Below are 8,004 nucleotides of genomic sequence, written 5' to 3' on the forward strand. Positions count from 1 at the left end.
TTCGGCGACGCAAGCGAAAGGCGCGAGACTGGCCAGACCGGTTGCGCCCGCACGGTCGCACACCACCGCGAATTCCCAAACGGGCACCGAAGCGATGTCACCCGGATCGGTCTCAAGTCGGTGGCATTTCCTCAGCCGTGGCGGCGTGCCGCGGGGATCGCCCTTTATCGGGGTGCGGCGGGTGTCGCCGTCGCAGCGGCGAAGAAAAGTGGGCACACCCGCATCCGCTGCTGGTCAGGGTTTTGGAACGTACCCTTGGCGTCCCGCTGTTCCAGGAGCAGGTGATGCGGATGGCTCGCGACGTCGCGTCCTTTGCCGCGGCAGAGGCCGACCAAAGGTGGGACCAGGGAAACAGTGTCGTCTCAATTGTCCAGTCAGGATTGTCCTATCGCAGCGATGCCCAGAACTTGAGGAGGATCTCGGCGGCCTGCTCCGGAGCCTGGTACGGCCAGAAGTGGCCTGCGCCTTCGATCAGCTGGAACCGCGCGCCCAACGCGGCGGCCACCTCGCGCGCTTTGGTCTCGTCGGAGAACTCGTCGTCGACCGGGTGCAGGACCAGGCCGGGCGCGTCGGTCGGGGTGAGCGGGCCCCAGTCGGCGTGCGCGGTCGAGGTGACCGACCGGTACAGCGACAGGATCGAGGCGCCCATGGTCTCGGTGAAGCTGTTGGCCATTTCCCGCGCGTCCTCCTTCGACAGGCCCCACTGGGCGGCGGAGTCGGCGAAGGCCTGGGGGCCCGTGGCGACCATGCCCGCGATCGCCGTCTCGCCGTCGCCGGGCGTCCGCCAGGTCCGCGCGAGGGAGTGCCAGACGTAGCCGGGGTGCAGGAAGCTGCCGACGTCGGCGACCCATGAGCGCAGTGGCCGGGTCATCGCCAGTCGGTACACCAGTCCGGCGCCCCAGTCGTGGCCGACCAGATCGACGGTGTCGTACCGGTCGAGTTGGCCGGCGACCCAGTCGACGTACTCGTCCTTGGTTGAGGTGAACCCGTCCGGGCGTGAGCCGTCGAACCCCGGCAGGGTCAGCGCCACCGAATCGGCGCCGATCTCGGCCCGCACCTTGCGCCAGATCGCGGCTGTCTGTGGTACTCCGTGGAGGAAAACGATCACAGTACTTCGGGACCTCCGAACGTCTCGTAGCTGACAGCTCGGCTCATGGGAACCTCCAACAACACAGTGATGAGACTTAGTCCCGTCACCATACACCAGTGACGGGACCAAGTGCCGTAGGCTGTTCCCATGGCCCGCTGGCAACCCAACGCATCACAGCGACTCGTGGCCGCTGCCCTGGAGTTGTTCGAGGAACGGGGCTACGAGAACACGACGGTGATCCAGATCGCCGAACGCGCCGGACTCACCAAGAGCACCTTCTTCCGTCATTTCCCGGACAAGCGGGAGGTGCTCTTCGGTGGGGGCACGATGGCCGGGTTGCTCGTCGACGGGATCGCCGCGGCGCCGGCCGGGGCCGGTCCGCTCGAAGCTGTGGCCCATGCTCTGGACGTGATCGGGAGGGAAGCCTTCACCGCCGACCATCGCGAGTTCGGTGCCCGGAGGTCGGCAGTGATCGTCGCCAACCCGGAATTGCGGGAGCGCGAGGCGTTGAAGGGACTTGACCTCACCGCGTCGATGATCGACGCGCTCAAACGCCGCGGCATTCCCGACCTGACCGCGCGCGTGGCCGCCGAACTGGGCGCGCTCGCCTGGAAGGTCGCCTATGCGCGCTGGTGCGACACGACCAACAACGAGGAGTTCGGTGAACTCGCACGGCAAACACTCACCGACGTGCAAGCAGCCAGCGCCCTGTGCTGACGGCGGCGCGGCCGGTGTGAGGAGGCCTTCGCCCGGATCGGTCGGCGGCTGTCCGAACCGGCCATCGGCGCACGGATCGACCGGGACACGTGGCAGCGGACGATACGGCGCTGCGAGACATTGCTGGACACTCAGGCCAGCCCCGTGTTGCTGCACGGCGATCCGCACCTCGGCAACGTCCTGGACGGCGGCCCGTCGCGCGGTCTGGTCGCGATCGACCCGAAGGCGTGCACAGGCGATCCATGCTTCGACGTCGTCGACTACGTGGTAGCCGGCGCCGGACAGGAAGGTGTCGAGGCTCGTTGCCAGCGAGTGGCGACGGCGTGCGGCCTCGACGGGGACAGGCTGTACGCCTGGAGCCAGGTGATCGCACCGATGGCAGCCTCGCGCACCTCACCTATGGCGGTCCAGCGCCGGTGATCGACGAACTGCTCGCTCTGACCTGCTGAGCCCACACGCACTCTCGTGCCGCGTAGCGCGCGATCGGGACCGAGCGGACCACCTATCGATCACAGGGACCAACTACAGGTCACAAGCACACCCATTAGGTGCCTAGATACGGAAGGGGCGGCAATGGTGGGTGATGCCGGTACGCCATGAGGGCGGTTGAGGTGGCGCGCTGAAGGGGCGGGCACGATGGTGAGCGGAAAGAAGACGAGGGAGCTGTGGAGCGAACGAGCGACGGCGATCAGCCCGGAACGAACCCGGTGGCCACACCGGTGACGGTGACCGTGGACCGCCACGGCCCGGCCGTCGTGCTGAGTGTCCACGGCGAGATCGACCTGGCGACCGCTCCGCAGCTCGCCGAGTCGATCGGCCTGGCCATGCGCGAGCGGCCGCCGGTGCTGATCGTGGACCTCACCGAGTGCGGCCTCTTCTCCTCGGCTGGGCTGAACGCGCTGATCGCCGCGCGACGCGACTGTGGCGAACACACCGAACTGCGACTCGTGATCGCCACCCGCACCGCCGCCCTCACCACAGGCAGGAGCGCTCGCCCCCGCTCGGGTGGGTGAATCGTGCCGCCCCTGCACCATCCAGGTTCCGCTGCCCGCGATCAGCCCCTCACCGGGTTTCCCTGGTGAGGGGCTGATTTGACTGGTCAGAGCCAGTGCCCCCGGTGCGACTCGAACGCACGCTGGACGGATTTGAGGGGATTCACCGAACCATGCCTGACCTGCATCAGCGTCCTGTGTGGACATCGCGAGACCGCGAATAGACCGTGCCGAAGCAGCCGTACGGTTCTCAGGACAACCGCGAAATCAGCGACCTCGGTGCAGCCTTCGCTCCACCAACGGGCCAGGAATGATCATGGGTGTGTCGGCGAGGGTGCTGGACCTGGTTCCACACCAGGAATGGCCATGTCATGGGCGATCGTTTTCAGCGGTGGCTTCGAGCGTGTGCAGACGGTGTCGAAGGCCGTCGGCGCGGTGACCGCCGTAGTCATCGAAGATGCGCAGGGCTTCGCGCCAGCAGTCGAGTGCCCGTGTGATGTCGCCAGTGTCGTGTAGCAGGGTGCCGAGAGTGTCCAGGGTTTCGGCGGTGTGGAGGCGGCCGCGTTGACGTTCGTGTGTCGGCATCCAGCACCCATTGGTAGCCGCGGCTACCAAACAGGTGGATGTCGGCGATCGCGTCGTGTGCTCGCCGCTTGGGTCGGAACCCGAACGAGACCGGATGAAAATCAGCCTCGAAAATGGGTTCCAGGACCAGTTTCAAAGCGGCCTGCACCACACGATCAGTGACGGTAGGAATGCCCAACCTGCGGACTTTCCCCGACCCACCCGGCTTGGGAATCAACCGTTCCCGCACCGGCTGCGGCCGAAACGAACCATCTTTGACCGCTCGGCGAATACCGCCCAGAAACTCCGGGACACCAATCTCCCGCTCGATCCGGCCGACGGTGAGGCCATCCGAACCGGCAGTTCGTGCCCCGGTATTCGACGCGACCCGCTCCCATGCAACACGCAGGGTTGTCGGGTCGTGCACGAGGTTGAACAGGTCATCGAACCGTCGGCCAGGATCGGCCGACGCGCTGGCTAAGCCGCCCCCTCGCGGGGGCGGCTCGCCTACAGAACCGGACGTGAAACTTTAGCTTCATCCGGCTCCTCGATCATGCGGTTCTTGTCGTGAACACCTCGGCAACCTCGGCTCGATAAGTGTCTTTGGCCTGGTCGCTGATGTTGTCGCGGCAATGCTGATGCAGCGCACGCATCCTTGTCAGATCGGTCAGCCCGTTCCATTGAGGAGGGACGAACTGTTTGACGGTGATGGTGTCTGCATCGGTGAACAGCAGTCGGCAGTGTGCGCACTTCCCGCGCTGGCGGCGGAGCAGGATCGCGATCCTGCTCGTGGTCAACGGGTGGTCGCGCAGCCTGCTGGCCCAGTAGACCAATTTCCCGTCGTAAGGGCTGGCATGACCGCGTACCTTCACGTGGCGCTTGATGGGAATGTCCGCGTGGACAGCGAGCCGCGGACCGTCCGGAGTAGCGAACTCCAGACGGCCTTCGTCGCGTCGTCGCCAGTACTTCGCGAACACCCAGCCCGCGCTCTTCTTCGGGTGACGGCGGCCAGCCCAGTGCAGCAGCGTCGAGAACAACCGATAGTCGCAGGAGGCGAAGACCTTCTTGGCGACCACCGTGCGGTAATACATCGACCAACCCCGGATGACCGGGTTGAGCGCGCTGATCAGCGCCTCGTGCGGCGCTGTCTTGCGTGCTCGGATGATGTTCCGCATAACTCGATGGTGCCGCTTGACGGCGTCTTTGCTGGGTTTGATGAGCGTCTTGATCACGGGCTGTTTCCGCCCGTCGCTACCCGGCCGATACTCGGTGGTCACGTAGCGACGGATGTGGAAACCCAGGAACTCGAAACCGGCTGGCCCGTCAAGGGCGAGCCGGGTGTGAGCGATCCGGGTCTTGCTCGCTTTCAGACGCAACCCGATCCCGCTCAACCAGTCCTCCGCGATACGCTGGGTCTTCTCGATCCCGGCACGAGTAGGATGCAGGACCACGAAGTCGTCGGCATAGGTCACGACCTGGGGTCGGTCGCGGCTGCCGAACGAGGAGGTGATCGCCGTTTCCAGACCGTGCAGGGCGATCAGCGCCAGCAGCGGGGAAATGACGCCACCTTGCGGGCTGCCCCGCCAGGTGGCCTCCAAGGCCTTGCCCTCCATGACCCCGGCAGTGAGCCATCCCTTGATCAGATGCCGCAGCCGGGGGAACGTGGCGAGTTTGGCCAGGAGTGGTTCATGCGCGATGTTGTCGAAACATCCGGCGATGTCTGCGTCCAGGACGTACTTGTCCTTCTTGCAGGTCGCGTCGAAGATCGCCGCAATCGCGTCATGCGCGGAACGGGCCGGACGGAAACCATAGCTGTTCGGCTCAAACCTGGCTTCCCACTCGGGCTCCAGCGCTAGCTTCGCCAACGCTTGAAGCGCCCGGTCCAACATGACGGGAATACCCAGCGGGCGCTTCTCCGTCTTGCCAGGCTTGGGAATCCAGACCCGTCGCACGGGTCGTGGTTTGATCGTCTCCGGATGTCGCAGGCGGTCTACCATCAGCCAGCGCTGGTCGGGCGAGACGGAGGCGACCCCGTCGATCCCGGCCGTGTGCTTGCCCTGGTTGTCCTGCGTCACCCGGCGCACCGCCAGACAGCGAGCGGCTTCCGATTTCATCAACAGGCGTTGCAAACTACGAACTGCCGCCACATCGCCACGACACGAGGCTCGGAAGATGCGCTTTTGCAGGCGGTACACCGTGGTCTCCAGCTTCCGCCAGGGAACCGATGCCCAGTCTCCGATCGACCGCCCGTCATCGGGCGGGCCGTCGTTTCCGTTTCTTCCCACTACTCACACCCCTTTCCTTCCACATGACCGTGCCCGCGTCGGCCTATCGTGGGCGTTACCCCACGCGTTCGCTTCTCGGGCAATCCTTCCCCATACCGGCATGCGGCCTGGTCGCCTGCTCACCGAACCCGATGAGAGCCTGCACGGGGTTACTCCGTTCCGAATCGTCCGTTTGACGCTGCCCGTAGGTCCGCACTGTCTGCCGGGCCACCATGGCGGATGCACGGGCGGACACCGTTGGACCTGTCCGCCCCGATGGACCATGCCCTTCCGGGCCGAACCCGCTACCTCGCGTGGGTCCGATGCTGCTAACGACAGTTCGGGCGTGCGTTCGTCTCCTGACCATAGGCAGCCTGCTAGGGGCGTCCCGGACGTCGAGGTCGCCGGTTATCCCCGTTACATCCCTGCTTCCACAGCCTTGATAACCAGTCGCGGCCATGGGGATGTCGCTTTTCCTCCATGCATCATGAGGGGCCGGGATCACACCGACCATCGGACAATTCAGTTGTGACCAAGGCATCTGCCCTGGCCCCTGCCATCCCCCGCCACCGGCGGTTTCGGAAGAACGGATCACAGCCAACGATGAAGCTTGGCCTGCATCTCCGATACCCGACGGAACGCCCCGACTTCGGCACGTTCCAGAGCGCCGCTATTCAGCGACGCGTCTTTCGGCATTGCAGCATCCCTTCTTCTCGAAACCGCTGCCGTCCTTCCCCACGTGACCGGCTCTCCCGGCCTCCGAGTACTACGACGGCTCCGCCCCGCCCGGCGTGTTCAGCAGACAGTGTGCCTATCCCGACACGCGAACTGGATGCTCACGAGCCGGGAACCACCGCCGGACAGTTCCCGTGTTCACTGCTGATCGCTTACCGAAGGAGGCATCTGACTTTGTTCCCGCGATACCGCCGTGACTACGCCGCAGACCTTCACCACGGCCTCCCTGCGAAGGTGAAACTCCCCGCCCAGGAGTTCCCCGACTCATCAGAGAACGGGTACGCATCGCAACCGGCCATCCGCCAGGTTTCAGCCGGTGACCACTTAAGGAAACGTAACACACCAGTTCCTCGCGTATACCTCTTCGACTCGTTCGCCGGACCCGCACCATCTGGCAGTTCTGGCACGTCCCGGTTTTGTCAGGGCCGCTTGCCACCCTTACCGACACCTCCCGGTTCGGGCTGCCCTCAACTTCAACAGGCCGCTGCGACGACCCACAGGAGAAGGTCTTCCACCTCCTCGCGATACAACAGTGCTTTCACGGCGCACCCTCACCAGTGATCAAGCCCTTAGCGGACAACGGGATCACCATGTCATCCACCCCGGACAGCCGACGCTGGCGCTTGCGCACGATCTTCGGCTCGAAGCTGGAGTCCCGATCCCGCGGCACACTGATCTCCACCGGACCCACATCGGTGATCACTGTCTTGGCGCGACTGCCGTTACGGGCATTGCCGTCCGGGCGACCGGCCCGCTCGTGCGGTTCGTAGCCGAGGTGCTCGGTGATCTCGCCCTCCAGGGCGTTCTCCAGCACCATCTTCGTCAGCTTGCCCAGCAGCCCGTCCGGCCCGGTCAGGCTCAGCCCTTCCGCACGAGCCTTGTCCACCAGCTGCGCGGCCAACTGCTCGTCCACCGCATCCACCGGAACCATTACCGGTGCCTGCTCTGTCGTCTCGGTCATCGGGTCTCTCCTCCGGCGGGCCATAAGGGTTCCTAACAGAATGATCTTGGTCTGTGGTTTGATCGTGCCGGTTGTTGATCATCTGGCGGGAGGTTTGGTGGCCCAGCGCAGGCCGTGGGAAGTCGAGGACGGGCTGTGGGAGCTGATCGAGTCCTTGCTGCCCAAGGTCGAGCGCCGTTTCCGCCATCCGGGCCGCAAGCGTGTGGACGACCGGAAGGCGTTGTGCGGGATCTTGTTCGTGTTGTACACGGGCATCCCGTGGGAGTTTCTGCCGCAGGAGATGGGATACGGCTCGGGCATGACCTGCTGGCGGCGCCTGCGGGACTGGACCGAAGCCGGAGTGTGGCAACGCCTGCACGAGCTGCTGCTGGCCAAGCTCAACGCCGCCGGGCTGATCGACTGGTCACGGGCGGCGGTGGATGGTTCCCATGTCCGGGCGGTGAAGGGCGGCCCAAAACCGGTGCCGGCCCGGTCGATCGAGCACGGACCGGCTCCAAACACCACGTGATCACCGACGGCAGCGGTATCCCGCTGGCGGTGGCCCTGACCGGCGGCAACCGCCACGACGTCACCCATTGATGCCGCTGATCGAGGCCATCCCGCCCATCCGCGGCCGCCGCGGGCGACCTCGCCGGCGGCCCGAGCGGGTCTACGCCGACCGCGCCTACGACCACGACACAT

Annotated in this window: 8 protein-coding genes and 3 pseudogenes; 7 read left to right on the top strand and 4 right to left on the bottom strand. The window is 65.5% G+C overall.

The window, feature by feature from the left end:
- Positions 1 to 185: 185 nt before the first annotated feature.
- Positions 186 to 335 (top strand): annotated as a pseudogene (locus FXO23_RS52685) (hypothetical protein); the annotation flags it as partial.
- Positions 336 to 385: 50 nt separating this feature from the next.
- On the opposite strand, the gene FXO23_RS17325 reads toward FXO23_RS52685, so the two are convergent.
- On the bottom strand, positions 386 to 1,108 hold the full coding sequence (locus FXO23_RS17325) for an alpha/beta fold hydrolase (protein ID WP_158886037.1): 723 nt from the start codon (positions 1,106 to 1,108) through the stop codon (positions 386 to 388).
- A gap of 129 nt (positions 1,109 to 1,237) precedes the next feature.
- Between FXO23_RS17325 and FXO23_RS17330 the strand changes: the two genes are divergently transcribed.
- From FXO23_RS17330 to FXO23_RS17345, 4 genes are all read left to right on the top strand, one after another.
- On the top strand, positions 1,238 to 1,807 hold the full coding sequence (locus tag FXO23_RS17330; RefSeq protein WP_158886039.1) for a TetR/AcrR family transcriptional regulator: 570 nt from the start codon (positions 1,238 to 1,240) through the stop codon (positions 1,805 to 1,807).
- A gap of 75 nt (positions 1,808 to 1,882) precedes the next feature.
- On the top strand, positions 1,883 to 2,227 hold the full coding sequence (locus FXO23_RS17335; RefSeq protein WP_343034490.1) for an aminoglycoside phosphotransferase family protein: 345 nt from the start codon (positions 1,883 to 1,885) through the stop codon (positions 2,225 to 2,227).
- A gap of 245 nt (positions 2,228 to 2,472) precedes the next feature.
- Entirely contained in the window at positions 2,473 to 2,820 is a 348-nt protein-coding gene (locus tag FXO23_RS17340; protein ID WP_158886041.1) for an STAS domain-containing protein, read from the top strand.
- Between the two features lie 345 nt (positions 2,821 to 3,165).
- Complete coding sequence (locus tag FXO23_RS17345) at positions 3,166 to 3,315, top strand: hypothetical protein (protein ID WP_158886043.1); 150 nt, start codon at positions 3,166 to 3,168, stop codon at positions 3,313 to 3,315.
- Here the strand turns inward: FXO23_RS17345 and FXO23_RS51600 are convergent.
- Positions 3,248 to 3,562 (bottom strand): reverse transcriptase domain-containing protein, encoded by a 315-nt coding sequence (locus FXO23_RS51600; protein WP_246257447.1) that lies wholly within the window; start codon positions 3,560 to 3,562, stop codon positions 3,248 to 3,250. The genes FXO23_RS17345 and FXO23_RS51600 overlap by 68 nt on opposite strands.
- Between FXO23_RS51600 and FXO23_RS51605 the strand changes: the two genes are divergently transcribed.
- Positions 3,479 to 3,844, top strand: coding sequence for a hypothetical protein (locus FXO23_RS51605; protein ID WP_246257451.1), 366 nt, complete (start codon positions 3,479 to 3,481; stop codon positions 3,842 to 3,844). The two genes, FXO23_RS51600 and FXO23_RS51605, sit on opposite strands and share 84 nt — an antisense overlap.
- A 70-nt stretch (positions 3,845 to 3,914) precedes the next feature.
- On the opposite strand, the gene ltrA is transcribed toward FXO23_RS51605, so the two are convergent.
- A complete protein-coding gene (ltrA, locus tag FXO23_RS17355; RefSeq protein WP_218952072.1) occupies positions 3,915 to 5,648 on the bottom strand; it encodes a group II intron reverse transcriptase/maturase in 1,734 nt (577 codons plus the stop codon).
- 1,264 nt (positions 5,649 to 6,912) lie between these two features.
- A pseudogene (locus tag FXO23_RS17360) lies at positions 6,913 to 7,293 on the bottom strand (transposase); the annotation flags it as partial.
- A 187-nt stretch (positions 7,294 to 7,480) separates the two neighbouring features.
- On the opposite strand from FXO23_RS17360, the pseudogene FXO23_RS17365 reads away from it, so the two are divergent.
- A pseudogene (locus tag FXO23_RS17365) lies at positions 7,481 to 8,004 on the top strand (IS5 family transposase); the annotation flags it as partial.

This window comes from Amycolatopsis anabasis (assembly GCF_009765355.1).
Classification (GTDB): domain Bacteria; phylum Actinomycetota; class Actinomycetes; order Mycobacteriales; family Pseudonocardiaceae; genus Amycolatopsis; species Amycolatopsis anabasis.